Source organism: Microbacterium sp. 22215 (assembly GCF_052045655.1).
Lineage (GTDB): Bacteria > Actinomycetota > Actinomycetes > Actinomycetales > Microbacteriaceae > Microbacterium > Microbacterium phyllosphaerae.
Genome location: NZ_JBQEPC010000013.1, coordinates 19,111 through 44,910 on the forward strand (window position 1 = coordinate 19,111; position 25,800 = coordinate 44,910).

The 25,800-nt window shown below is 70.1% G+C and carries 16 protein-coding genes; 14 read left to right on the forward strand and 2 right to left on the reverse strand.

The annotated features are described in order from the left end of the window. The first annotated feature begins 24 nt into the window (after positions 1-24). The 12 genes from ACTJKH_RS16985 (at position 25) to ACTJKH_RS17040 (ending at position 18,897) form a co-directional block, all read left to right on the forward strand. Positions 25-594, forward strand: coding sequence for a DNA-3-methyladenine glycosylase I (locus tag ACTJKH_RS16985; protein WP_440737887.1), 570 nt, complete (start codon positions 25-27; stop codon positions 592-594). 145 nt (positions 595-739) lie between these two features. Next, on the forward strand, positions 740-6,799 hold the full coding sequence (locus tag ACTJKH_RS16990) for an Ig-like domain-containing protein (RefSeq protein WP_440737888.1): 6,060 nt from the start codon (positions 740-742) through the stop codon (positions 6,797-6,799). Between the two features lie 56 nt (positions 6,800-6,855). Beyond that, entirely contained in the window at positions 6,856-7,827 is a 972-nt protein-coding gene (locus tag ACTJKH_RS16995; protein ID WP_210096905.1) for an AAA family ATPase, read from the forward strand. Next, positions 7,827-9,089 (forward strand): DUF58 domain-containing protein, encoded by a 1,263-nt coding sequence (locus tag ACTJKH_RS17000; protein ID WP_440737889.1) that lies wholly within the window; start codon positions 7,827-7,829, stop codon positions 9,087-9,089. The genes ACTJKH_RS16995 and ACTJKH_RS17000 overlap by 1 nt, the downstream gene beginning before the upstream one ends. After that, a complete protein-coding gene (locus ACTJKH_RS17005; RefSeq protein ID WP_440737890.1) occupies positions 9,086-11,491 on the forward strand; it encodes a transglutaminase family protein in 2,406 nt (801 codons plus the stop codon). The genes ACTJKH_RS17000 and ACTJKH_RS17005 overlap by 4 nt, the downstream gene beginning before the upstream one ends. Next, on the forward strand, positions 11,488-13,074 hold the full coding sequence (locus tag ACTJKH_RS17010; RefSeq protein WP_440737891.1) for an RDD family protein: 1,587 nt from the start codon (positions 11,488-11,490) through the stop codon (positions 13,072-13,074). The genes ACTJKH_RS17005 and ACTJKH_RS17010 overlap by 4 nt, the downstream gene beginning before the upstream one ends. Beyond that, entirely contained in the window at positions 13,071-13,883 is an 813-nt protein-coding gene (locus tag ACTJKH_RS17015; RefSeq protein WP_210096909.1) for a PP2C family protein-serine/threonine phosphatase, read from the forward strand. The genes ACTJKH_RS17010 and ACTJKH_RS17015 overlap by 4 nt, the downstream gene beginning before the upstream one ends. Beyond that, on the forward strand, positions 13,883-15,259 hold the full coding sequence (locus ACTJKH_RS17020) for an FHA domain-containing protein (RefSeq protein WP_440737892.1): 1,377 nt from the start codon (positions 13,883-13,885) through the stop codon (positions 15,257-15,259). Before ACTJKH_RS17015 ends, ACTJKH_RS17020 begins: the two co-directional genes overlap by 1 nt. After that, on the forward strand, positions 15,256-16,965 hold the full coding sequence (locus ACTJKH_RS17025) for a serine/threonine-protein kinase (protein WP_440737893.1): 1,710 nt from the start codon (positions 15,256-15,258) through the stop codon (positions 16,963-16,965). The genes ACTJKH_RS17020 and ACTJKH_RS17025 overlap by 4 nt, the downstream gene beginning before the upstream one ends. After that, positions 16,962-17,723 (forward strand): hypothetical protein, encoded by a 762-nt coding sequence (locus ACTJKH_RS17030; RefSeq protein WP_440737894.1) that lies wholly within the window; start codon positions 16,962-16,964, stop codon positions 17,721-17,723. The genes ACTJKH_RS17025 and ACTJKH_RS17030 overlap by 4 nt, the downstream gene beginning before the upstream one ends. Before the next feature lie 39 nt (positions 17,724-17,762). Further along, complete coding sequence (locus tag ACTJKH_RS17035) at positions 17,763-18,527, forward strand: hypothetical protein (protein WP_440737895.1); 765 nt, start codon at positions 17,763-17,765, stop codon at positions 18,525-18,527. 7 nt (positions 18,528-18,534) lie between these two features. Next, entirely contained in the window at positions 18,535-18,897 is a 363-nt protein-coding gene (locus ACTJKH_RS17040) for a hypothetical protein (protein WP_440737896.1), read from the forward strand. Positions 18,898-18,912: 15 nt separating this feature from the next. Here the strand turns inward: ACTJKH_RS17040 and ACTJKH_RS17045 are convergent, their stop codons facing one another. Both ACTJKH_RS17045 and ACTJKH_RS17050 read right to left on the reverse strand, forming a co-directional pair. After that, on the reverse strand, positions 18,913-19,626 hold the full coding sequence (locus tag ACTJKH_RS17045) for a hypothetical protein (RefSeq protein ID WP_440737897.1): 714 nt from the start codon (positions 19,624-19,626) through the stop codon (positions 18,913-18,915). Further along, entirely contained in the window at positions 19,610-20,269 is a 660-nt protein-coding gene (locus tag ACTJKH_RS17050) for a hypothetical protein (protein WP_210096916.1), read from the reverse strand. The genes ACTJKH_RS17045 and ACTJKH_RS17050 overlap by 17 nt, the downstream gene beginning before the upstream one ends. Positions 20,270-20,343: 74 nt before the next feature. Here ACTJKH_RS17050 and ACTJKH_RS17055 point away from each other — a divergent pair, with 74 nt between their 5' ends. Then, the gene (locus ACTJKH_RS17055; protein WP_440737898.1) at positions 20,344-21,381 is read left to right on the forward strand and encodes a hypothetical protein; all 1,038 of its coding nucleotides are present in this window, start codon (positions 20,344-20,346) and stop codon (positions 21,379-21,381) included. Beyond that, positions 21,378-25,715 (forward strand): FtsK/SpoIIIE domain-containing protein, encoded by a 4,338-nt coding sequence (locus tag ACTJKH_RS17060; RefSeq protein WP_440737899.1) that lies wholly within the window; start codon positions 21,378-21,380, stop codon positions 25,713-25,715. Before ACTJKH_RS17055 ends, ACTJKH_RS17060 begins: the two co-directional genes overlap by 4 nt. The last annotated feature ends 85 nt before the right edge of the window (positions 25,716-25,800 follow it).

Below are 25,800 nucleotides of genomic sequence, written 5' to 3' on the forward strand. Positions count from 1 at the left end.
GGTGCCGCCGGATAACGTGGGTGCATGACTTCGCTGATCGCCGGCCCCGACCACCGCGAGCGCTGTGCGTGGGTGGGCGACGACGCCGAGTACCGCCGGTATCACGACGAGGAGTGGGGAACACCGCTGCACGGCGACCGGGCACTGTTCGAGAAGACGGCGCTCGAGGGATTCCAGGCGGGGCTGTCGTGGATCACGATCCTGCGCAAGCGGCCGCGGTTCCGCGAGGTGTTCGCAGGATTCGAGCCCGAGGCGGTCGCGGAGTTCGACGAGTCCGATGTCGAGCGGCTCATGGCGGATGCGGGGATCATCCGCAACCGCGCCAAGATCGAGGCCACGATCGGCAACGCACGCCTGGTCCGAGCGATGCGCGACGGCGAGCTGGATGCCCTGATGTGGTCGTTCGCGCCGGCGCCCGGCATCCGCCCCACGTCGTTCGCCGACGTCCCCGCGGTGACGCCCGAATCCACCGCCATGAGCAAAGAGCTGCGGCGCCGCGGGTTCCGGTTCGTGGGTCCGACGACCATGTATGCGCTGATGCAGTCCGCGGGCATGGTCGACGACCATATCGAGGGGTGTTGGCGAGCGGTCTGATCTCGCCGACGCGGGTCGGGGGAGCAGTGGACAATTCTCCCCATCGTGGCCGGTATTTCGGCCGGTTAGGATGAACGGGTGCGCCGTGCACGCTGAGTGCATCGGCCGAGAGTCTGCGGATGTACGACCCTGGGGGGAACCGGGCATGAAGGCGTTGTCATGGATGCGCGCGCGACCGAAGACATTGGCGTCGGCGGCAGGGGTGACGGTCGGTGTCGTGGCCCTCACCACCATGGCCTTCACGTATGACGGTTTTCCCACCACCAAGGTGGATCTCAACGACGGCGGCGTCTGGATCACCAAGGCGTCCAGCCTGCTCGTCGGGCACTTCAACCACGAGTCCACGGTGCTCGACGGCGGACTCCGCACGACCGGCGAGAACTTCGACATCCTCCAGGACGAGACCAACATCCTCGTCACCGACACCAGCGCCTCGACCGTCACGTCGATCGATCCGGCGCGGGTGACGCTGGGCGACAGCGCCCGCATCCCGACATCGGCCAAGGTCGCCCTCGGGCACCAGACGGCCGCGATCCTCGACCAGAAGTCGGGCGATCTGTGGGTTCTGCCCGTCAAGGGCATCGCCGGTTTCAAGATCGAGGCCACCGACCCCGTCGCCGAGCTCGGGCCCAACGCCGACGTCGCCGTCGCCGAAGACGGCACCGTGTTCGGTCTGTCGTCGGAGCGCGGCGAGGTCGTCACCGTCCCGGTCGACAACGAGGGTGAGGCGCTCGATCCGTCGGCCGCGTCGGTCGGCGAGATCGACGACTCCGAGGCGCCGCACATCACCGCCGTCGGCCGCACTCCTGTCGTGCTCGACGCCGCCGCCGGCGTCGTCACGACTCCCGGCGGATTCCGCACGGAGATCAGAGACGCAGCGGATGCCGTGCTCCAGCCCGCCTCCGCCACGAACGACGCGGTCGCGCTGGCGACGAAGTCGGCCCTCATCACCGTGCCCTTCGACGGTGGCGAAGCCGTCGTGAAGGACGTCGGGGGCGACGGCTCGCCCGCGGCTCCCGTCTCGCTGCGCGGATGCACCTATGCCGCCTGGGCCGGTACGGCGACGTTCCTCCGGGAGTGCCCGGGCGAGGCCAACGACGTGAACGAGCGCATCGAGGGCGCCGAGCAGTCCCAGAGCCTCACGTTCCGCGTGAACCGCGACGTGATCATCCTCAACGACGCCGTCGGCGGAGCCGCGTGGATGGCGAACGAGAGCCTGCAGCGCGTCGACAACTGGAACGATCTCACTCCTCCCGAGGGTGAGACCGAGAACGAGGACGACTCCACCGAGGAGACGGTGGAGACCACCCTCCCCGACCGCAAGGAGGAGAACACTCCTCCGATCGCCGAGGACGACGAGTTCGGCGTGCGCCCCGGTGCATCGACGCTGCTCCCGGTTCTCGACAACGACAACGACCCCGACGGCGACGTGCTCGTCGCCGCCCTCGCCGAGAAGCAGCCGTCGATCGGCACGGTGCAGCCGATCCAGAACGGCGGCTCGCTGCAGATCGCGGTCGACGAGAAGGCGACCGGATCCACCACCTTCCAGTACGAGGCCAGCGACGGCCGCAAGGGCAAGGACACCGCGACCGTCACACTGACCGTGCACGACTTCGATGTGCACAACGCCCCGGTGCCGAAGCGCAAGACGACCCTCACGGTCGAATCCGGCGGCACCATCTCGTACAACGTCCTCCCCGACTTCATCGATCCCGACGGTGACGACATCTATCTCAAGGGCGTCGAGCCGGCGCCGGGTGACGAGGTCGACTTCAGCACCGACGGCCAGATCACCTACAAGGCCACCGCGAGCCTGCAGGGTCGCAAGGAGGTCGGCGTGACGGTCGCCGACGGCTACGGCGAGACCTACGTGGGCACGATCACCCTCGATGTGCGTCCCGCCGGGTCGACCGACCCCAAGACGAACGCCGATCACGTGATCACACGGGTCGGCGAGCAGGTCTCGGTGGCACCCCTCACGAACGACACGAGCTCGGGTCGCGAGTCGCTCCGCCTCGGCAACGTCGATGAGGTGCCCGGTGCGACCGTGACCCCGGACTACACGAACAAGACGTTCCTGTTCTCGGCGGAGGCGCCCGGCACCTACTACGTGCAGTACCTCGCGACGGCCGGACCCAAGAGCGCTCAGGGCCTGGTGCGCGTCGACGTGCAGGAGGCGAGCGAGAACGATCTGCCCCCGGTCGCGGTGCGCGATGTGGCGCTGGTGCCGAGCGGCGGCGACGTGCTCGTCGGCGTCCTCGCCAACGACACCGACCCGGCCGGCGGGATCCTGGTCGTGCAGTCGGTGAGCCTCGAGCCGAACAGCGGGATCTCGGTCTCGGTGATCAACCACGAGACCCTCCGGATCACCGATCAGGGCGCGCTCAAAGACCAGGTGCGCGTCAAGTACCGAATCTCGAACGGCTCGAAGTCCGCCGAGGGCGAGGTCGTCGTGATCCCGATCCCGGCACCCGACAAGATCATGCCGCCGGTGGCCGCACCCGACAACGTCTACGTGCGAGCGGGCGACGTCGTCACGATCCCGGTGCTCGACAACGACACGCACCCCAACGACGACGTGCTGCACGTGGTCCCGGAGCTGGTCGAGACGCCCGAGCCCGAAGACGGCGAGGCGTTCGTCTCGCAGGACACCGTGCGGTTCAAGGCGGGGCCGGAGGCGAAGACGGTCTACCTCACCTACGAGGCCGTCGACTCACGGCAGCAGAAGGCCGCCGGGTACGTGACGATCCAGATCCTGCCGATCGACGCGAAGACCAACGCGGCGCCTCGCCCGCAGGACATCGTCTCGCGAGCGCTGGCGGGCACCGAGCTCAACATCGCCGTCCCCCTCGACGGCATCGACTCGGACGGCGACTCGGTCGAACTGCTCGACATCGCCTCCAGCCCGAGCAAGGGCCGGATCACCGAGACCGGCGCCAACTACTTCAAGTACGAGGCGTTCGACGGTTCCGCCGGTGTCGACACGTTCAAGTACCGCGTGCGCGACCGCCTGGGCAAGGAGGGCATCGCGACGATCCGCGTCGGCATCGCCCCCGCCGAGGAGATCAACCAGCCCCCGTATGCGGTGAAGGATGCCGTCGTCGTACGGCCCGGGCGCGAGATCGCCGTGCCGGTGCTGGCCAACGACTCCGACCCGGAGGGTGACGAGATCATCCTCGTCAGCGAGAAGAACGGTGGACTCGAGGTCCCTGAAGAGCTGACGGCCCGAGTCTCGGGCGACCGTGTGCTCGTGCAGGCGCCGAACGAGGAGATCGAGACCTCGCTGCAGTACACGATCCGCGACGCCCGCGGGGCGACGGCCTCGGCGACGCTCCAGGTCACGGTCGACGAGAACGTGCCCCTGCAGGCGCCCGTCGCGCGCGACGACCGCGTGCGGCCCGAGGATCTCAAGGACGGCACGCTGACGGCCGACATCGCGATCCTCAAGAACGACGAGGACCCGGACGGCACGACGGACGCGCTCGACGTGACGCTCGGCGACGGTGCGACCGCGCTCGAGAACGGATCGGTGCGAGTCACGGTGGGTGAGGAGCAGCAGCTCATCCGCTACACGCTGACCGACCGCGACGGCCTTGAGGCGTCGGCGTTCATCTTCGTGCCGGCCGAGTCGGGGCTGCGCCCCATGACCGACCTGACCAAGCCGGTCGAGGTCATCAGCGGCGAGACCAAGGTCCTGCCGCTGTCGGAGTACGTCACCGTCGCCGGTGGTGGCACGGCGCGGATCACCGAGCACTCCAAGGTGAGCGCCGTGCACGCCGATGGCGCCGACCTCGTGAAGGACGAGAAGACTCTCGTCTACACCTCGAAGGACGGCTACTTCGGCCAGGACGCGATCACGTTCGAGGTGACGGACGGCACGGGCCCCGATGACCCCGAGGGGCGCAAGGCGACGCTGACCATCCCGATCGACGTGCTGCCGCCCGACAACCAGCAGCCGGTGTTCGTGAACAGCCAGATGCAGGTCGCGCCCGGTGAGGATGCGTCCTCGCTCGATCTCGCCGCACTCACGACGGATCCCGATCCCGAAGACCAGGACAACCTCGAGTTCACCTTCGTCGACGGAGACGGCGACGGGGTGACGGCGGACGTCAAGGGATCCGAGCTGCTGGTGAAGGCGTCATCGGATGCCAAGAAGGGCACCGCGATGACGCTGAACGTGCGCGTCACCGACGGCGAGACCGAACCGGTCGACGGCACGGTGACCGTGACCGTGTCGGCGTCGACGCGCGCGATGCCCACGGCCAACACCGACACGATCGCCGAGGCCGATCAGGGCAAGTCCGTGACGGTTCCGGTGCTCGCCAACGACTACAACCCGTTCCCTGACACGCCTCTCAAGATCGTCTCCCAGAACGTCGAGGCCGGAATGGGCACGGTCGAGCGCCAGGGCGATGAGCTCGTCGTGACTCCGGCGGCCACCTTCGTCGGGACGATGGTCGTGCGCTACCGCATCCAGGACGCCACGAAGGATGTGGAGCGTGAGGTCAACGGGCAGGTCGTGCTCACGGTGCAGGGTGTGCCGGATGCGCCGGGAGCCCCCGTGGTGACGAGCGTGCAGGACCGCACCGTGGTGCTCTCGTACTCGGCCCCGTCGAACAACGGCGCCGAGATCACGAAGTACACGGTCAAGTCGGTCGGAGGCAATGCGTACTCGAAGGAGTGCCAGTCGACGACGTGCACCCTGGACGGCCTGACCAACAACGTCAAGTACACCTTCCAGGTCACGGCGACGAACCGCGTCGGCGAGAGCAAGCCCTCGGGCACCTCCGGAGAAGCGCGCCCCGACGCGCGCCCCGACACCCCCAACCCGCCCACGCTGAAGTTCGGCGACAAGTCGCTCACCGTGAACTGGACGACGCCCACGACCCCGGGCTCCCCGGTCGAGAGCTACACGCTCGAGATCTCTCCCGCGCCGCCGTCCGGCGTCGCGCAGAAGGAGGTCACCGGGAACTCGGTCGTCTGGAACGGACTCGAGAACGGGTCGAACTACCAGGTGCGGGTGCAGGCGCACAACCTCGCGCCCGAGCCATCGAGCTGGAGCAACTGGTCGGCATCCGAGATCCCCGCGGGTCCGCCGATGCAGCCGGGCGCGCCCACCACGACCGAGCTCGCGCCGGTCGGCAGTCAGGCCCAGATGCAGGTGAACTGGGCGGCGCCGAACTCGAACGGTGACGCGATCGACGGGTACACGCTCGAGGTCTACGAAGGCTCGACCCTGCGGAACACCATGACGCCCGGAGCAGGTGCCACCTCGCAGGCGGTGACCGTGCCGACGTCCGAGACGCCGTACACGTACCGCATCCGCGCGCACAACAAGGCGGGCTGGGGCGAGTGGTCCGGGATGTCGGCCCCCCGTCGAGGAGTCGTCGCGCCGGGCGCGCCGACCAGTCTCGCCGCGGCACCGCATGACCGCTACGTCGATGTGACGTACAACCCCGGGTCGCGCAACGGCGCCAGGGAAGGCGAGATCAGCTACCAGTACTCGCTCAACGGCGGAGGATGGCAGGGCCTGCAGGGCAACCGCATCGGCGGTCTCTCCAACGGCACGACGTACAACATCCAGGTCCGGGCCGTCGCCAATGTGGATGGCGGCACCTACGCCGGTGCCGCGTCGAACACGGCGAGTGCCGTGCCGTACGGCCCTCCGTCGGCTCCCGGGGCGGGCGCGCAGAACCTCGGCACCCAGGTGAAGCTCACGTGGAACTCGAACGGATCCGGCAACGGCCGCGCGATCCAGCTGACGCAGATCGACATCGGCAACGGCTGGCAGGACGTGCCGCAGAGCGGTGAGCGGATCGTCGGCAACGGGTACCAGCAGACGCACAGCATCAGGGTGCGGGCTCAGGACTCCGCAGGCCAGTGGACGCCCGTCGCCTCCGCATCCGCTCGCACGAACGACCCGCCCGCGGAGGTCCTGAAGACGGGCAAGGGCGCGTCGGGCAACTGGCCGGGCGAGTGCACTCACTCATCCTGCGCCTACGTGACGCTGAAGGTCGAGAACTTCCGCAGCCCCGGCACGTACACGCTCCGGTGCGACGACGGCGGACAGTTCGGCAACTCTCGGAGGACTGTGCCGGAGAACGGCACCGTGCAGCTGGGCTGCTTCTACGGCAATCCCGGCAACTCGATCCGCGTCTACATCGTCGAACTCAATCGCTACGCCGACGCACTCAGCTGGTACTAGCGCGCCGGAGACGGCGCGACCCCGATGACCTTCACAGAACAGGGAAACCCACACTCATGAGCATGACCCCCGAACAGGCCGCCTGGTTCCAGGGCACCTTCACCCGCCTCGTCGACAACATCGACAGGGCCGTGCAGGGAAAGCGCGAGGTCGTCGGTCTCGTGCTGTCGGCGATGCTGGCCGAGGGACACGTGCTGCTCGAGGACGCCCCCGGCACGGGCAAGACCAGCCTCGCGAAGGCGCTGGCATCCACCGTGCAGGGCACCAGCACGCGCATCCAGTTCACGCCCGACCTGCTGCCGTCGGATGTCACGGGTGTCACGATCTACGACCAGCAGTCGCATCGCTTCGAGTTCCACAAGGGACCGATCTTCGCCTCGATCGTGCTCGCGGACGAGATCAACCGCGCCTCGCCGAAGACGCAGTCGGCTCTGCTCGAGGTCATGGAGGAGTCGCGGGTCACGGTCGACGGCGTCACGCACGAGGCCGGGCGCCCGTTCCTCGTGATCGCGACGCAGAACCCGATCGAGCAGGCCGGAACCTACAAGCTCCCCGAGGCCCAGCTCGACCGCTTCCTCGTCAAGACGTCGATCGGCTACCCCGATCTGGCGGTCACGGAGAGCATCCTCGCCGGTGCCTCCGACCGCAACCCGTCGGCCGGACTCTCGGCGATCATCACCACGAGCGCCGTCGCCGACATGGCCGACCTCGGTGCGTCGGTGCACGTCGAGCCCGCTGTGCTCCGCTACGTCGCCGAGCTCGCTGAGGCGACCCGTGAGGACTCGGCGATCAGGCTCGGTGTCTCGGTGCGTGGCGCGATCGCGATGATCCGCATCGCCAAGGTCCGCGCCGCCTCGCAGGGCCGCCACTTCGTGCTCCCCGACGACATCAAGGCCCTCGCGCGGCCGGTGTGGCAGCACCGCCTGCTGCTCGACGCTGAGGCCGAGTTCGCGGGCACCTCGAGCGACACCGTCATCGCGCGAGTCCTCGAGAACGTCGCGGCACCGCAGGCCCGAGCAGCGGCCTGATGACCACGGAGGCATTGCCGGCTGCGACCGCGCCGATCGACCGCGACGCCGGCTGGCGTGACGTCGCGGCGGTCATCGGCGCGCGCATCCTGGTCCGCCTCCGCATGATCACCGCCGCCATCCGACCGCTGGCGTGGGTGCTGATGGCCCTCGCCGTCGGATTCTGGATCCTCGGTCAGATCGCCGGCTGGGCCGAGTTCACGATCGCCGCCGTGGTCATCGCCATCACCGTCGGTCTGTGCGCTCTCTTCCTGATCGGACGCACCGCGTACGACGTCTCGCTCGACCTCGCTCGCTCCCGCGTCGTCGTGGGCGAGCGGGCCGTCGGTGCGCTGACCCTCGCGAACCGCGGCGCCAGGGCGATTCTGCCCTCGCGCGTCGTGCTTCCCGTCGGCTCCGGCCGAGGAGAGTTCGGCATCCAGCGCCTCGCGCCGGGCGAGGAGGCGGAGGAGCTCTTCGCGATCCCCACCCAGAGGCGCGGCGTCGTGAAGGTCGGGCCCGTGAGCGTCGTCCGCGGCGACCCGCTCGGTCTGTTCGAGCGCGCGCACCGGCGCGAAGATCCGGTCGACCTCTACGTGCACCCTCGCACGGTGCTGTTCGACGGGCAGTCGCTGGGCTACCTGCGTGACCTCGAGGGTCTGCCCGCCGCCGATCTGTCGCGCGACGACGTCTCGTTCCACGCGCTGCTCGAGTATCAGCCGGGCGACGACCTTCGCCACGTGCACTGGCGGTCCACGGCTCGCACCGGAACGATGATGGTGCGCCAGTACGAGGAGACCCGTCGCTCGCACTTCGTCATCGGACTCTCGCGGTCGACCGGCGACTATGCGACCGACGACGACTTCGAGCTCGCGATCTCGGCAGCCGGCTCCATCGGGCTCCGCGCGATCCGCGACTCCCAGCGCGTCGACGTGCGCGTGCAGGGGCGCGAGCTCGCCGCCGGCACCGGCAAGCAGCTGCTCGACTCGCTGTCCGCGGTCGAGAACTCGAAACCTCGCGACGGCGGCATCGACCACCTGGCGGGAGTGCTGGCCAGGACCATGCCGCTCGCCAGCGTCGTCGTGCTCGTCTGCGGATCGAAGGTCAGCACCGACGACCTGCGACTCGCGTGCGCTCGCCTGCCCTACGGGGCCAAGGTGCTCGCGGTCGTCGCCGACCGCTCGGTGTCGGCTCCGGCGCTGCGATGCATCGGCGACGCGGATGTCGTCACGATCGGCGCTCTCGAACAGGTTCCCCTCGCACTGCAGAAGGTGCTCGCATGACCCTCTTCACGACAGAGAAGGCCGGGCTGCCGCTGCGTCGGTGGATCCTCGATCTGACCGCGTCGGCTCTGCTGATCCTGGTCTCGATCGTGGGGTTCTGGCCGACCTTCGCCGGCCCGTCGTATCTGCCCGCCGCGATCGGCGCCCTGCTGCTCGGACTCGCCGTCGCCACGGTCGCGACCTGGCGTCGATGGGGCATCCTCATCGTGACGGGTCTGACGATCGGCGTCTACTTCGTCTTCGGCGGTGCGCTGGCGCTGCCGCACACCACCATCCTCGGGGTCATCCCCACGCTCGACACTCTGCAGCGGCTCGCGGTCGGCACCGTGACGTCGTGGAAGCAGCTGCTCACGACGGTCGCTCCGGTGGCCGCGGCCGACGGGCATCTGCTCGTGCCGTTCCTGCTCACCCTCGTGGTGACCGTGCTGACGGCATCCCTCGCACTTCGGCTGTCGCTCGTGGCGTGGGCTCTGCTTCCCGCCGGTGCGATGCTCGTCATGGTGATCGCTCTCGGCACCCCGGAGCCGGCTTTCCCCGTCGCTCAGGGACTCCTCTTCGCCGTGCTGGCGGTCGCGTGGCTGGCCCTTCGGCAGCTGTGGGCTCCGCAGAACGCCGCCGTCTCGGTGAGCGAGGTCGATCCGTCCCGCGCCTCGCACATGCGCATGAGGCGTCTGCTGGCGGGCGCCGCCGTGCTGGCGATCGCCGGGGGAGCGGGCGTCGTGTCGAGTGCCGTCGCCGCCCCGGAGCAGCCCCGCCACGTGTTCCGCGATGTGATCATCCCGCCGTTCAACATCCGCGACTACCCGAGCCCGCTGCAGGCGTTCCGCAAGAACGTGCGCGATGAGGCCTCAGACACTCTCTTCACGGTGAGCGGACTGCCCAAGGGGTCGCGCATGCGCATCGCCGTGATGGATCAGTTCGACGGCATGGTCTACAACGTCACCGACGGCGGAGTGGACTCGTCGAGCGCGTTCGGACCCATCCGCTCGAACATGTCTCCCGATGCCGAGGGCGTCCCCGTGACGCTGAAGGTCGAGGTCGACGGGTATCGCGGTGTCTGGCTGCCCGATGCCGGCTCCGTCTCGGAGATCGACTTCACCGGGGATCGCGCGGAAGAGCTGCGCCGCACCGCGTATTACAACGGCGACACCGGCACGGCGGTCGTCACCTCGAAGCTCACCAAGGGAGACGCCTACACGGTCGACACCGTCATCCCGGCCGATCTCGACGACACCCAGCTCGCCGATGTGCAGTTCGGCAAGGTGCCGCTGCCCACTCAGAGCAACGTCCCGGAAGAGCTCACATCGCTCGCGTCGGAGACGGTCGCCGAGGCCGAGACTCCGATCGAACAGGTGAGGGCGCTCGAGACCTTCCTCGCCGACGGCGGCTTCTTCAGCCACGGGCTCGAGGGAGAGGTGCTGTCGCGTGCCGGGCACACCTCGGAGCGCATCTCGACGCTGATCGGCGGCGATCAGATGATCGGCGACGACGAGCAGTATGCGGTGGCGATGGCGCTGCTGGCCCGCGAGGTCGGCATCCCCGCCCGCGTGGTGATGGGCTTCTACCCCGATGAGGACAAAGAGGGCGAGGCGGTCTTCACCGCCACGGGCGGAGACGTGCACGCCTGGGTCGAGGTGAACTTCGAGGGGGTCGGCTGGCTCGAGTTCAATCCCACCCCGCCCGAAGACAAGGTGCCGAACGACCAGAACACGAAGCCCAGGGTCGACCCCAAGCCGCAGGTGCTGCAGCCGCCGCCCCCGCCGCAGGAGCCGGTCGATCTTCCCCCGACTCTGCCCGACGACCGCAAGGGCGACGACGAGACACTCAACATCCTCGGGATCATCGGCGCCATCCTCGCCATCGGCGGCATCTCGCTCGCGGTTCTCGCGGTGCTCGCGTCTCCGTTCATCGTGATCGGCGCGTGGAAGGCGGCGAAGCGTCGCTCGCGTCGGCAGGCAGCTCGCACGGCCGACCGCATCAGCGGCGGATGGGATGAACTCGCCGACAGGGCGGTCGACTACGGTGCGAGGCTCGCCCCCGGCGGCACGCGTGTCGAGGAGGCGGCGACCGTGGCCGCGACGCTCACGCTGCCGCAGGTGACGACGCTCGCGCAGCGGGCGGATGCCGAGGTCTTCGGCCCCTCGGAGCCCACCACCGAAGACGTGGAGGCCTTCTGGACGGAGGTCGACACGATCGTCGGCGGCCTCGGCAAGGAGGCCGGATTCTGGAAGCGCACCAAGGCGCGACTGAGCCTGAGGTCGCTGATGGGCGGGACCGCCGTGTCGGCCGGCCTGCAGAACCTCAGAGAGGCCGCGGTCGCGCGAGTCCGACGCGAACCTGGCACCATCAAGAGCAGCAACAGTACGACGACGTCCACCTCAGCCGAGAGCGAGACACCATGACTCAGGTCCCGTTCGGCCAGATCGCGCCGATCTCCCGACGCGCGATCGGCTACCTGATCGACGCACTCGTCGCCGGGGGCCTCGCCACCGTGCTGACGATCCTGGTCGTGATCAGCGCGAACCTCACCGGATCCGTCGAGGGTGCCGTCGGCGTGCTCGCGATCGGGCTGCCCCTCGTCAGCCTCGTGCTGCTCGGATGGTTCGTGTTCTACACGTTCATGCAGGCCGGTGCGGGGTCGATCGGCATGCGGTCGCAGGGCCTCCGCCTCATCGCCGAAGACGGCAGCCCGCTCGGCTTCGGGCGCACTCTGCTGCGCAACGTGACCTTCGGACTCGCCGCGGGCATCGTCGTGGGGTACTTCACCCCGTTGTTCGACGGTTCCGGCCGCTTCCAGGGGTGGCACGACAAGGTCGCGAAGTCGCTGATGCTGGATGCTCGCGGCGCCGACGCTGCCGATCGGGCCCAGCCGATGAACGCTGCCGGGGCGCAGGCTCCCGCACCCGTGCGCGGTTTCGCGGCGCCCGGAGTGCCGTTCACCCCCGGGATGACTGAAGCCCCTCATGCTCCCGCCACGCAGGCCTTCACCGCGATTCCCGGGATCCCTGCGCCGCACTCGGCGCCGGCGACTCCGTTCGGCGCGCCCCCCGTTCCGCAGACACCGCCGTTCGGTGCGGACGCTCCCGTGATGCCTCATGCTCCGGCGCCTGCTGCCACGCCGGCATCCTGGCCCGCCGCGGCCCCGGGAGTGCCCGCTGTGCCGGGAGCTCCCGAAGCCCCCGCAGCCGAACCGGCCTATCCCGCACCTGCGTACGCCGCGCCCGACGCCGCGCCCGCCTATGCCGCACCGGCACCCGCCGCTGCACCTGCCGCTCCGCCGGCACCTGCCGAGCAGGCGCCGCTCGCGACGACTCCGGCTGCGCCCGCGGACGACGACGGACTCATCGCCTACGTCCCCGGGATCACGCTGGATGCCCCGCCTCAGCGCTCCGTTCCGGACGCCGCACCGACCGAGCACGCCGCGCCCACCGAGCAGCCCTCGTCGGTCGAACCCGTCGCGCCCGCACAGTGGGTCGTGCCCGAGCGCCCGGCCGCTCCCGCTTTCCCCGTCGTGCCACCGGCGCCCGCGTTCACCGCCGCGCCGGCCGATGAACTCGCCGCACCGGCGACGGCCGCGCCCGATGCGGCCTCATCCGCGGAGCCCGCGCTGTCAGCCGACAGCGTCGACGACGACCTCGAGGAGACCCGCATCAGCATCCCGGGTCACCGTCTGGTGTTCACCTGGGACGACGGCACCCGCGTCACGGTCTCTCGCCGCACGGTCTTCGGCCGCAACCCCGCGCCGGAAGACGGAGCCATCATCGTGCCCGTACGCGACGAGACGCTCTCCCTCTCGAAGACTCACTTCGAGGCCGCGGCCTCGACCTCGGGCGGCTGGGTGCTCGACCGGTTCTCGACCAACGGCATGACACTCGTGCGCGAGGGGCAGCGCATCGCCTGCCCGGCCGGTCAGCGCGTGCCCGTCCGACTCGGCGACGCGATAGAGATCGGCGACCGCATCGTGACCATCGGCGGATACGCATGAGCGTCGCGCTGGCGGTCTCGACGGGGGCGGCGACGCACACGGGGCTGCGCCGAACCCTCAACGAAGACGCCTTCCTCGCCAGCGCGCCGATCTTCCTCGTCGCCGACGGCATGGGCGGCCACGAGGCGGGGGAGCGCGCCAGCGCCGCCGTCATCACCGAGTTCTCGCGTCACGTCGGGCAGCCGGCCCTCGCCCTCGACGAGGTGCGCGATGCCGTCGCCGTCGCACGCGCAGAGGTCGAAGCGCTGTCGACGACGAGCAACGGCCGGGCGGGCACCACACTGAGCGGTGTCATCATCGCGACGGTCGACGGCATGGGCTACTGGCTCGTGCTGAATATCGGCGACTCGCGCGTCTACCGCCTCGAGGACGGCGACCTCGAGCAGGTGAGCGTCGACCACTCGGTCGTGCAGGAGCTCATCGAGGCGGGCGAGCTGCGCCCGGAGGACGCCCAGACCGACCGTCGTCGCAACATCATCACCCGGGCCATCGGCGCGGGCAGCGACGGCGAGGTCGACTACTGGCTGTTCCCCGCCGAGATGGGCGACCGGATGCTGATCTGCTCGGACGGACTCTCGTCGGAACTCAGCGACGGCGCGATCCGCGAGATCCTGATGGTCGAGTCCGATCCCCAGCGCGCCGCGGACTTCCTCGTCTCGAGCGCGGTGCACGCCGGCGGACGCGACAACGTCACGGCTGTCGTGATCGATGCCGTCTCGGTCGCATCGAGGCCCGGCACCCTCGTCGAGACCGATGAACCAGACATCGCGGACACGCGTCCGCGTGAGGCAGCAGGAGGAGTCCGCTGATGCGTGTGAACTATCGCCCCGGCACGTGGAACGCGCTGATCCGCGAGCATGCGCTGCTCGTGCTCCCGGCCACCGCCGATCCGGCGCTGGTCGCCGATGCGTGGAACGGATTCGAGGGCATCCGCGAACTCGGCCCGCTGGTCGACCTCCTGGCCGTGCGCTCCGGAGGCTCGCTGTCGTCAGTGCCCGACTTCGCGGCCGTCGTCGTCGACGGCGACGACGTGCGGGTCGCCGTCCGCGGAGTCCCCGAGATCATCGTCGAGACCGCCGACGGGCAGACGCGCATCACCGGTGCGGAGGTCACGACGTGGAGCGAACGTCTCGTTCGCGGCGCCACCCGCGTCGATGTGGTCGTCGAGAGCGCCGACGACGCGGAGCTGCCGATCCTCGGCGGTGTCGTGCGCGCCGCGACCGTCGCGATCGACCCGACGGCCGAGGCCGCCCTGTCCGCCATCGAGAGCGCGCCGGCGCGCACTGTCTCCCCGGAACCGTCCCCGGAACCGACTCCGACACCGACGGCGGACGATCTCGGCGCCGCCGCGGTGGCCCCCGTCGCGGTTCCCGCCGTGGTCGTGCCTCCCGCGCCCATCGGCCTGCCCTCCGTCGGTGGCGTGCCACCGATCCCTCCCGTGCCTCCACTGGCTGCCGTGCCCCCGCCCGCCAGCACACCCCCGTCCACCGACGCACCCGCGACCGCCGACGCACCCGCGTCCACCGGGACCGCTCAGGACGAGGTCGAGGACGAGCCGGATCTGTCCGACACTCTGCTGCCGGAACCCGACATCGCCGACACGGTGATGCCCGACGACGAGTCGAGCACGGATGACTCCGACGGAGCCGACGAGCTCGATGAGTTCGAGATGCTCTTCGGACAGACCATCCATCGCCCGGCGTCCGAGTCCGCCGCCCCTGCGGATGCCGGTCTCGCCGGCGATCACGACGGAGCGACGATCTCGGCCGCCGAGGCTCGTGCGCTGCGCAAGGATTCACCCGTCTCGCCGGACGCGCCGACCGAGGCGCTGCCCGTGGCGGCCGGCGGCGGGCGCATCCGTGTGTCGACAGGTCAGGTGGTGACACTCGATCGCACCGTCATCATCGGGCGGAGGCCGCGGTCCACGAGGGCGAGCGGTGCGAACCTGCCGCACCTCGTCGCCGTCGAGAGCCCGCAGCAGGACATCTCACGCAGCCACCTGGAGGTGCGCCCCGAGGGTGACACCGTCGTGGTCATCGATCTGCACACGACGAACGGCTCGACCCTGCTGCGTTCCGGAGCCGACCCTGTGCGTCTGCACCCGGGGGAGCAGACGATCGTGCTGTCGGGTGACGTGATCGACCTCGGCGACGGAGTCACCGTCGCATTCGAGGATCTCCCATGAGTCGTCGCCCGTCCCCTCCCCCCGAGCTGCCCGGATTCACGTATCTGGAGCCGCTCGGAACGGGTGGCTTCGCCGACGTCTTCCTGTACGAGCAGCAGATGCCGCGCAGGCGCGTGGCCGTGAAGGTGCTCCTCGCCGATCGCCTCACCAGCAGCGCCGCCCAGGAGTTCGCCGACGAGGCGAACGTGATGGCGATGCTCTCGACGCATCCGGCGATCGTGACGATCTACCAGGCCGGTGTCGCGGGTGACGACCGTCCATATCTGGTGATGGAGTACTGCCCTCGGCCGAATCTGCAGCTGCGCGCCCGCAAGGAGCCGTTCTCGGTCGCTGAGGCGCTGCGCGTCGGCGTGCAGGTGGCGGGTGCCGTCGAGACGGCGCACCGCGCGGGTGTGCTGCACCGAGACATCAAGCCGGCGAACATCCTCGTCACCGAATACAACAGGCCGGCGCTGACCGACTTCGGGATCGCGTCGACGACGGGCGCGACGGGTGAGGCATCCGGCATGTCGATCCCGTGGTCGCCGCCCGAGTCGTTCGCGGATCCGCCCCAGAGCGGCCCCCGCACCGACGTGTGGGCACTGGGTGCGACGCTCTACACGCTGCTCGCCGGCCGTTCGCCGTTCGAGCGACCGGGCGAGCGCAATTCGAGTGCCGATCTCATCGAGCGCATCGAACGGGCGGCTCTGCCGTCGCTCGCCCGCCCGGATTCGCCGGACAGCCTGCAGCGGCTCCTCGACCGGTCGATGGCCAAGAACCCCGATGATCGGTATCCGAGCGCGGTGGCGTTCGCGCGCGCGCTGCAGAAGGTGCAGATCGAGCTGTCGCACTCGGTGACGCCTATCGACATCGTCGACGACCACCCGCCGGCAGAGGATCTGGATGACGACGGCGACGGTCTCACCCGCGTCCGCGAGATCGTCAGCATCGACCCCGACGTCGCGTCGTTCACCCGTCCGTCCGCGGCCACGCAGCCGAAGGGGTCTCTGTTCCCGTCGCCCGACGTGCCGCGCTTCGACAGCCCCGACCCGGTCGACGAGGCCACGCAGCTGCGTGCTCCCGGCGCACCCGCGGCCCCGGCGACTCCGGAGGACGACGATCGCACGATCGCACGCGGTCCGACGGTCGTGGTGCCGCACGCGGCCACGCCGGGAGCATCCGCAGCGTCGCCGTCGTTCACGTCCCCGGCGCCGTCTCGGGCGCCGTCTCCGGCCGCGTCGCCGACGGCCGGAGCGGCCTCCGCACAGCCGCAGGGGCAGCCGACGAGCGGAGCCGCGGCCGATGAGAAGCCCCGCAGCCGCAGGGGGCGGACGATCGGTCTGATCGCCGCGGGGGTCGTGGTCGTCGTCGGCGCGATCGTCGGTCTGAACCTCATGGTCGCGAACCTGCCCACGCCGGAGCCGGTCGCGACGGGCGACGAGGTGGACCCGAAGGACATCGTCTCTGACGTGGTTCCGAAGGTCTCGGATCTCGAGGGCAGCCGCTCGGGCGACCAGGTCACGTTCACCTGGACGAACACCGACGAGCTCGAGGGCGACAGCTTCATATGGGTGCCGGTCGATCTGAGCGGCGAAGGAGCTCCTTCGACGACGACCGACACCACAGTCACGATCGACGACGCCGCCTCGGGTGAGGTGTGCATCGACGTGGCGCTGCGTCGAGATGACGGGCGCGCGTCAGAACCGGTACGGGGGTGCGTGAAATGACGGGTACGGGTACGGGTACGGGCACGGGCACGGGTACGGGCGCAGGCACGGGGACGGTGACCGTCGAGTTCGCCGGCGAGTACTTCAGCGTCGAACCGGGCAGCCGGTTCACCGCCGGGCGCGAGGGCGATCTGGCGATCGACGACAACCTGTTCCTGCACCGCAACTTCCTCGAGATCGCCGAGTCGGCCGGTCTCTGGTGGCTGTCGAACATCGGCACGCGCCTCACGGCATCCGTCACCGACCGCACAGGCGGCGTGCAGGCATGGCTGTCTCCCGGGGCTCGCCTGCCTCTGGTCTTCGACGCGACGACGGTCGTCTTCAGCGCGGGGCCCACCACCTACGAACTCGTCGTGCACGCCACGCAGCCGGCGTTCCGTCCGACCCAGCGCGAGAGCGCCGGCGGAGACTCGACGATCGGCGACGTGCCGCTCACGCAGTCCCAGCGCCTGCTGATCCTCGCCCTCGCCGAGCCGCAGCTGCTGCGCGACGGCACCGGCATGAGCGAGATCCCCACGTCGGCGAAGGCCGCCGCCCGCCTCGGATGGACGGTCACCCGTTTCAACCGCAAGCTCGACAACGTATGCGACAAGCTCGACCGCATCGGGGTGCCCGGTATGCGCGGCGGGCAGAGGTCGTTCGCGACCAACCGGCGCGCTCGGCTCGTGGAGTACACGATCGCCACGCGGCTCGTCACCCGCGAGGATCTCGCAGAGCTCGATCGACCGCAGGGCGCCGGAGAAGACGAGGATGCCTGATCGTCACGTGTCCTGTCGGCGGATGACGGCGGATGCTCCGTGCACGAGCTGAGCGCCCTGGGACTCACCTCCGCGCAGGAGGACGAGTGGCGCGACTTCTTCGGCAGCGGCAGGGTGTTCGTCGCTCCTCTCGATCGCACAGCGGTGCGACGGCGCCTGCGGGTCAACGCGGTCGTGATCGGTGTGGCGGGGGTCGTGCTGCTCTCGACCGTCGTGACGTTCTTCGCGGTGCTCTTCCTGCACATCGGCGGCCCGGTGACCGTGCTGCTGCTGGCGCTGCTCACGATCGCGGCGATCGTCCTCCTCGTGCGCTTCGTGCTGCTGCGTCGCCGTCTGCGCGCGGGGCGTGCCTCGACCGATGACTTCCTCGTGGTGAGCGCGGAGGGGATCCGTCTCGCCGGGCATGTGGACCTGCCCTGGACCGCGGTGATCGGCGGGGTCGGCTTCGATGAACGTGGTGCGGCCTTGCCGCTGCTGCGCGGCCCCGCTGCCGCGATCGAGCGCTCCGCGGGCCGCGTGCAGTCCGAGTTCGTGCTCGGAGTGCGCGGAGTGCGCGCCCTGCGCGACGCCGCTCCACGCGATCTGCACGGGATCTTCGAGGTGATCGGCGCCCACGGCGGCATCCGGGTGCCGGTCGATACGATGGTCGCGGCCGAGAACGTCAGGGCCGCGCTCGCGGCGATCTGCATCGCCGGTGTGCGCAGCGCGGTCGACGTCGAGGTCACCTCCGACAGATCCACGATCTACACCAGAACGCTCGCCCTGCTCGGGCCTGAGAAGCCTGCCCCGTCAGGGCAGGGATGAGAGGGAGATGATGGCCGATCTTCGTGCCAGCCGATGCGAACAGCTCGTCGACCCGGTGACGGCGCTGACCGTCGCGGTCGTGTCGTGCAATGAGCGCATCCCGCAGAGCTTCACCGACATCATCCGCGCGGCCGAGGACGTGCGGGCCATCGCCGAACTCGGTTCGGAGGGGGTCGGCAGCAGCGACTACGTCGAGTGGGCGGCCGGTTCACCGCGGACGCTCGACGCCCTGATCGAGGCGGCCGAGGCGAAGAACACCACGGGCGTGTGGGAGGCCTTCTCGCATCCGCAGTACGGTCTGCACCGCGTCGCCGCGGCCTGCAACGGGCTGCCGCGCTGGGCGCCCCCGGAGGGCTCGGAGTTCGTCTGATCCCCCGCGGGGTCTTCAGCAGCCCGCGGCGGAGTCGAGATCGGGGAGATCCACCGGATCGCCCCACCCCGAGAACTCCAGCTGCAGGCTGCCGGCGATGTCGGCGCGCGTGATCGACGCGGGCAGTGCCGGACCCTGCGTCTGCACGCTCAGTGCGCCGAGAGTGCCGTCGGCGCCCAGGATGAGATCGACCGCGTCGTCAGCCGGCGCACCGAGCGCCGAGGCGTCGGAGGTGTGCTCGGCGAGTGCCTGAAGCGGATGCAGCAGCGATCCCCAGCGCGTCACCGCGGGGTCGTCGTCGGCGACGCAGGAGTACTCGTCGGAGGTGAGGCCGTCGCCCGCCGTGGCCTCGGAGGGTCGGACGTACGCCTGCCCGTCGCTGATCGCGACCGAGGTCGACTGCCCGTCGACCGTGAACTCGGCGACCGTCTCCTCGCTCGAGCCGTGCACGGAGACCGTCAGAACCCGCCCTGCGGTGTTCGTGAACGTGCCGGTCATGGTCACGGGTCCCGCCTCGCGGACCGCGCTGAGCACGGCCGACCTGGCGGTCGCGGCATCCAGCAGCACGATGCCGTTGCCGTCGGTCTCCTCGTCCCAGGCGCCCAGGTCGATGTGCGTCGGGCTGGGGGCGGGCTCGGGTGGCTGTGCGGCTCCCGACGAGCATCCGGTGAGCAGCAGGGCGGAACCCAGGATGACGGCCGTCAGCCGCAGGTCACTCCGTCGAGGCATCGGTGACACACCCCGAGACGGCGCCCTGTGCGTCGAGCGTGGCGCGGTCGAGCTTGACCTCGGCCTTCTCGTTGCCCTCGGCGGGGCGCACCACGATGCACGAGCCGTCGTCGACGATCGCCGCCGCCCGCGGCAGCCACGCCTCGGTGCCCGTGACGAGCTGCGACACGTCGAGCGTCGGACCCGAGGGTCCGTCGACGACGATCACCTGGTACGGCACGTCAGGGCCCGACCAGTCGGCGCGCACGACGTTGTCGGTGACCTCGAGGGTGAGGTCGGTCGCCTTCGACGAGCCCGACAGGCCGCCGACGATCACGAAGACCACGAACGCGATGAGGGCGAGCACGGTCGTGCCGATGGAGATCAGGAAGGCGGGATGCCGCCACAGCGGACGCTGCTTCTCGGGGGCCTCCTCGAGCTCCGGCAGCACGTCGCCGGAGGTCTCGAGCGTGCGGATGGAGCCGGGAGCGACCTGCATGCTCGGGCGAGGCGAGTCCCAGCCGAGCTGACCGTCGAGCGCTGCGGGTGCGGCTGTGCGGGCGGAGGTCCAGGGCACGGGCGCGGCCGTGATCATGCCGTTCGCCGGTCGCTCGCCGACCGACGCAGCGTTCTGCTGCCGGCGTGTGCGCGGGATGTCGCTCATCGATCTGTGCAGATTCTCCGTCGTGGTCGGGCGCGTCTATCCTAGTCATGGCCCGCCGCCGATCCTGGAGTCTCATGACCTCGACGCACCGACGCCGGCGACGAGCTCTCGCTCTCGTCGCACTGCTGGGTGCCCTCACGGTGTGGCCCGCGATCACGGCCGCAGCCGCCGACACCGCGACGGAGGCAGCCGCACCGCCCCAGGGCGGGGCCGTCGAGGTCTCGTACTCCGACGTGACCGAGATCCGCCCCGGCGAGGGGTGGCTGATCGACTGCTCGGGCGTCGGAGATCTCGACGGCATCGAGGTCAGCTGCGCCGACGACTCCGTGACGCTCGTGTCGGCCGGCTTCGACACCGAGCTCGGCGAGCAGACGCTCACCGTGCCGCAGGTCTCGGGATCCACGACCATCTCGGTCGCCTACCGCGTGCGCCTCGAGCCCCCGCCGATCCCCGAGGTCGCCCTCGGACGCCTCGACCTTCCGATCGTCGTCGGAGAGCAGACCCTCGTGCCTCTCTCGGCCCTCGGCATCACGTGCGCGGTCTGCACGACCGACGGGGGAGCGAGCATCCGCATCGACACCCTCCCCGCCGGAGTCTCCGCCGGGGTCAGCGAGACGCATCTCGCGCTCCGAGGGGAGAAGGCCGGTGACGCGATCGTTCCGCTCACGATCACCGACGATGCGGGGCAGGCCGTCTCGGTCGAGCTGACCGTGACGTTCGTCGGCGCTCCCGCGCCGACCCTCGGTGCGCTGCACGTCACCGGGGATGCCGAGAAGCTCGACATCGTCGATCTGATCTGGGGCGGCGATGCCACGGTCGTCTGCAGCTCACCCCAGTCCATCGGTCTGCGGTGCACCGAAGACGGTGCCGTCGAACGCACCGGCAAAGGTCCGGCACAGCTGTTCTTCCGCGCCGTCGACGATGACGGCCGTCTCACCTGGGGCAGCATCACCGATGACGCCGACGCGGATGTCACCGAGCTCGTCGCTCCCTCGTGGGAGAGTGAAGCGCCGCTGTCTCTCGTCTCGGCCCCCGTCGACGAGCAGCAGGCCGACGACGCAGTTCCGCTCGCCGGCCTGGCCCGGCTTCTGGAAGGGATACCCGCATCATGAGCCTTCGGCTGACCGTCGCCGACCGCCCCGGCGCACCCCAACCCGAATCGTGGATCGTCAAGGTCGATGAGGCCACCACGATCTCCGAGATCGGCGAGTCGCTCGACGTCCCCGCCGACGAGCTCGCGCCCGGCACCGACCCGGCGTCGGCCTTCACCGTCTCCGGCATCCGCAGCGGTGTCGTCGTGCCCTCCCGTCATCCCGTGGTGCTCGAGCCCGGCGCACTGCGTCTCGAGTTCGTCGCGGGCCCGTTCGCCGGCGAGTCCGTGCCGATGACCCCCGGCGTCGCGACGACCATCGGTCGCGGGTCGACCGCCTCTGTGCGCGTCGCAGACCCCCACCTCAGCGAGGAGCACGCGACGATCACCGTCTCGGGCGGCATCGCCGACGACGGGTCGCTGCTGCCCCTGACCGCGCACGTCGAGCTGACCGCACCCGAGGCGGAGCTCGTCGTCAACGGCACGACCGACGCCCGGTCCGCCGACATCGTCCCCGCCGACCTGATCCAGCTCGGCAGCAGTGTGATCCGCATCGGTGCGGCACCGGCATCCGACGCCGACATCACGATCGACGAGGTCGGCGCCCGCGCGTTCAACCGACCGTCGCGCATCCGCCCGTCGCAGATCCCGCCCGTGATCACTCTCCCCGGCGACAAGCCGGAGGAGCAGGATGCGTCTCCGCTGCCCTGGCTCTCGGCGATCGTGCCCGTGGTGCTCGGCATCACTCTGGCCTTCGTCTTCCAGCGGCCGATCATGCTGCTGATGGCCGCCGCATCGCCCGTCATGGTGATCGGCTCGTTCTTCGCGAACAAGAAGCTCGCCCGCCGCAAGGGCGAGCGCAGCGAGGCCGACTGGATCGAGGAGATCGACTCGGCGCGCAAGCGCATCGCGGTGCATGTGCGTCAGCAGCGGCTGACGAGCTGGTACCACCACCTCGACCCCGTGTACATCCGCGATGTGGTCACGCGTCCGCTCTCGCGTCTGTGGGAGCGGCGCCGGGGCGAAGAGGATGCGCTGCGCGCGCGTGTCGGCGTCGCCGACGTGCCGCTGGAGGTGCGCTTCGAAGGCGGGCCCCAGAAGGAACGACGAGACGACAGGCGGGTCGGCGTCTCACCCTCGCCCGTGGCCGTCGACCTCGCCTCCGGTCCCGTCGGCGTCGCAGGTCCGTCGGATGTGGCGACCGGCGTCGTGCGCGCCATGCTCACCGCGCTCGTCTCGCTGCGCTCGCCGCGCGACCTCCAGGTGGCCGTGCTCTGCGATCGCGACCAGGAGCACGCCTGGTCGTGGGTGCAGTGGCTCCCGCATGCGCAGCCGGGCATCGGCCCCGTCGCCCTCATCGGCAACACCGACCTCACCCGCCGCGAGCGCATCCGCGAGATCGGATCCCTGCTCGACATCCGCATGCGGATCGGCAAGGACCGCCGGCTCGACTCCGAGTCGCAGATCGTCCTCGTCGTCGACGGTGCGCGTCGATACCGGATGCTGCCGGGCATGGTGACGATCCTCGAGCAGGGCGCCGCGTACGGCATCCACGTGATCGCGATCGACTCCGACCGCTCCCGTCTGCCCGAAGAGGCGACGACGGTCGTCGTGGCCGACCCGGGCGACCCGTTGCTGGGTCGTGTGGAGTCCGGCGACGCCTACCACTCGCCCGTGCTGCTCGACCAGGTGAGCGTCGGCTACGCCGAGGAGATCTCCCGCGCGCTGTGCTCGATCGAGCACGTGCGCGGTGTCGGCGACGATGCGACGGTGCCCAGCAGTGTGCGCTACACCGAGCTGCTCGGTATCGATCTGACCGATCCGCAGCCGATCATCGATCAGTGGCAGGTCGTTCCGCGGCAGTCGTACGTCGTCATCGGCGCCGGCGCCGAGGGCGAGTATGCGATCGACATCGCGACCGACGGTCCGCACGCGCTCGTCGCCGGAACCACGGGTTCGGGAAAGTCGGAGTTCCTGCAGGCGCTGGTGATCTCGCTCGCTCTGGCCAACCGGCCGGATGCCCTGAACTTCGTGCTCATCGACTACAAGGGCGGATCCGCCTTCGCCGACTGCGCCCGTCTGCCGCACACGGTCGGCATGGTGACGAACCTCGATGCCCGCGAGACCGAGCGTGCCCTCGCCTCGCTCGACGCCGAGCTCAAGCGACGCGAGCGGGTGCTTCGCGACGAGATCGGCGCGAAAGACGTCGACGCCGCGTGGGAGAAGGATGCCGAGGCCGCAGCACGCCTCGGCCTCGCCCGTCTGATGATCGTGGTCGACGAGTTCGCCGAGCTGAAGACCGAGCTGCCCGACTTCATCAACGGTCTCGTGCGCATCGCCCGTGTCGGGCGTTCGCTCGGGGTCAACCTCGTGCTCGCCACGCAGCGTCCCTCGGGCGTCATCACGCCCGAGATGCAGTCGAACATCAACCTGCGCATTGCGCTGCGTGTGACCGACCGCGCCGATTCGACCGACATCATCGGAGTCCCCGACGCCGCACTGATCTCGGCGGCCACCCCCGGCCGCGGCTACGTGCGCGCGGGCCTCGACGCCGCGCCCGCACCGTTCCAGACCGCGCGCGTGGCGGGGCTCCGCATCGGGCATCAGCGCACGACGCGCGTGCTGCCGCCGGCCGCGCGCTTCGACTGGCAGACCGTGGGCCTGCCGCCCCGGTTCCCCGCCGCAGAGACGCAGTCGCACCGCCCGGACCAGGACGACACCGACCTGCGCGGTCTCGTGCAGCTCGCCGGTCAGGCGGCTGCCGCCCTCGGCATCGAACGCAGCCCGTCGCCGTGGCTGCTGCCGCTGCCGGATCTGCTTCCGCTCGATCGCTTCGACGAGTCGTCGGCCCCCGACGGCGGGCTCGTGCTCGGCCTCGTCGACGTGCCCTCGAAGCAGAACCAGCGTCCGCTCGTCTGGAACCCGCTCACCGGCTCGCACCTGCTCTTCTTCGGCGGCAGCCGATCCGGGCGCACGACCGCGGTGCGCACGCTCCTCGCGCAGGCCGTGCAGCGGTTCACCCCCGCAGACCTGCACATCTACGCGGTCGACTACGGCACCGGAGCGCTGCTGCCGTTCGCCGACGCCCCGCACACGGGTGCGGTGATCACGCCGCAGGACGCCGGTCGTCTGCCACGACTGCTCGATCGCCTCGGCATGGACCTCTCGCGTCGACAGGCGCTGCTCGCCCGTGCGGGCGTCGGCAGCATCGGAGAGCAGCGGAGGCAGGCGGATGCTCGTGACGCGCTGCCCTACAACATCGTCGTCATCGACGGCTGGGAGCGCCTCGGTGCCTCGATGAGCGCCGATGACATGGTGCTCGTGCGAGACCAGGTCATGCGCCTGCTGCGCGAGGGACCGGCCGTCGGCCTGCGTCTGATCCTCACCGCCGATCGCTCGATCTCGGCGGACAAGGTCTCGACGTTCATCGACACCCAGTACGCGCTGCGGATGCGCGACATCAACGACTACCGCGGCGCCGGCATCATGATCCGCGACATCGCGCCGAACATGCCCGCGGGGCGTGCGCTCTTCGGCTCGGAGGGCACCGAGGCCCAGTTCGCCGTGCTCTCGGCCGACCCGAGCGGTGAAGGGCAGACGGCCGCAGCCCGCGGCATCGTCGAGTACGTCAGGGGACACTTCGGGCAGTTCCCGCAGCTCGCCGAGCTGCCGCAGCCCATGCGTGTCGACCCGCTGCCCTCGCGCATCGGCCTCAGCGTGGTGCACTCGCTGCCGGTCATGGGAGGCACCGCGTCCGAGACACCCGTCGTCGCGGTCGGCGGCGATCAGCTCTCGCGAGTGACCATCGACTGGCCCGGCATCGGCGGCTTCGTCGTCGCCGGTGATCGGCGCAGCGGCAAGACGCACACGCTCGCCGCGATCGCGCATCAGCTCGGCTGGCACAAGACCCCGATGATCGTCGTCGCACGTGACGGGTCGATCCTCGCCGAGGTGGCGAAAAGCCACGGCGTGACGGTGCTGTCGCCGCGCACCCCGGATGAGGAGATCACCGAGGCCCTCGCGCCCGCCGACCAGCCCCTCACGGTCGTGGTCGACGACAGCGAGTCGATCAGGGACACGTCGCTCGACCGCGCGCTGGGCGCTGCGCGCTCGCACGCGCGCTTCATCGTCGGAGTCGGCGCCGAGTCGGCCGGTTCGTCGCTCACGATCGCGTTGACCGAGGCCAAGAAGGGCCGCGCCGGCATCCTGCTCTCGCCGCCGTCGACGATCGTGGGCACCCAGGTGTTCGGCGTGCAGCTCGCTCGCACGCATGTCGGTCGTGCGGCACCGGGCAGCGGTGTGTTCTTCAGTGACGGGTCGTACATGCCGGTGCAGGTTCCCGACCTGACCGCCTGAGGATCCCGGGTCCGGCAGGCGGGATAGACTGACGCGGGCGCTGTGGCGGCGATCGCGGCTGCCACAAGACCACAACGGGGGAGAG

Excerpts from the sequence above, each read along its gene's own strand:
- ACTJKH_RS16985 (WP_440737887.1), top strand. The coding sequence starts at position 25 with ATGACTTCGCTGATCGCCGGCCCCGACCACCGCGAGCGCTGTGCGTGG.
- ACTJKH_RS16990 (WP_440737888.1), top strand. The coding sequence starts at position 740 with ATGAAGGCGTTGTCATGGATGCGCGCGCGACCGAAGACATTGGCGTCG.
- ACTJKH_RS16995 (WP_210096905.1), top strand. The coding sequence starts at position 6,856 with ATGAGCATGACCCCCGAACAGGCCGCCTGGTTCCAGGGCACCTTCACC.
- ACTJKH_RS17000 (WP_440737889.1), top strand. The coding sequence starts at position 7,827 with ATGACCACGGAGGCATTGCCGGCTGCGACCGCGCCGATCGACCGCGAC.
- ACTJKH_RS17005 (WP_440737890.1), top strand. The coding sequence starts at position 9,086 with ATGACCCTCTTCACGACAGAGAAGGCCGGGCTGCCGCTGCGTCGGTGG.
- ACTJKH_RS17010 (WP_440737891.1), top strand. The coding sequence starts at position 11,488 with ATGACTCAGGTCCCGTTCGGCCAGATCGCGCCGATCTCCCGACGCGCG.
- ACTJKH_RS17015 (WP_210096909.1), top strand. The coding sequence starts at position 13,071 with ATGAGCGTCGCGCTGGCGGTCTCGACGGGGGCGGCGACGCACACGGGG.
- ACTJKH_RS17020 (WP_440737892.1), top strand. The coding sequence starts at position 13,883 with ATGCGTGTGAACTATCGCCCCGGCACGTGGAACGCGCTGATCCGCGAG.
- ACTJKH_RS17025 (WP_440737893.1), top strand. The coding sequence starts at position 15,256 with ATGAGTCGTCGCCCGTCCCCTCCCCCCGAGCTGCCCGGATTCACGTAT.
- ACTJKH_RS17030 (WP_440737894.1), top strand. The coding sequence starts at position 16,962 with ATGACGGGTACGGGTACGGGTACGGGCACGGGCACGGGTACGGGCGCA.
- ACTJKH_RS17040 (WP_440737896.1), top strand. The coding sequence starts at position 18,535 with ATGATGGCCGATCTTCGTGCCAGCCGATGCGAACAGCTCGTCGACCCG.
- ACTJKH_RS17045 (WP_440737897.1), bottom strand. The coding sequence starts at position 19,626 with ATGCCTCGACGGAGTGACCTGCGGCTGACGGCCGTCATCCTGGGTTCC.
- ACTJKH_RS17050 (WP_210096916.1), bottom strand. The coding sequence starts at position 20,269 with ATGAGCGACATCCCGCGCACACGCCGGCAGCAGAACGCTGCGTCGGTC.
- ACTJKH_RS17055 (WP_440737898.1), top strand. The coding sequence starts at position 20,344 with ATGACCTCGACGCACCGACGCCGGCGACGAGCTCTCGCTCTCGTCGCA.
- ACTJKH_RS17060 (WP_440737899.1), top strand. The coding sequence starts at position 21,378 with ATGAGCCTTCGGCTGACCGTCGCCGACCGCCCCGGCGCACCCCAACCC.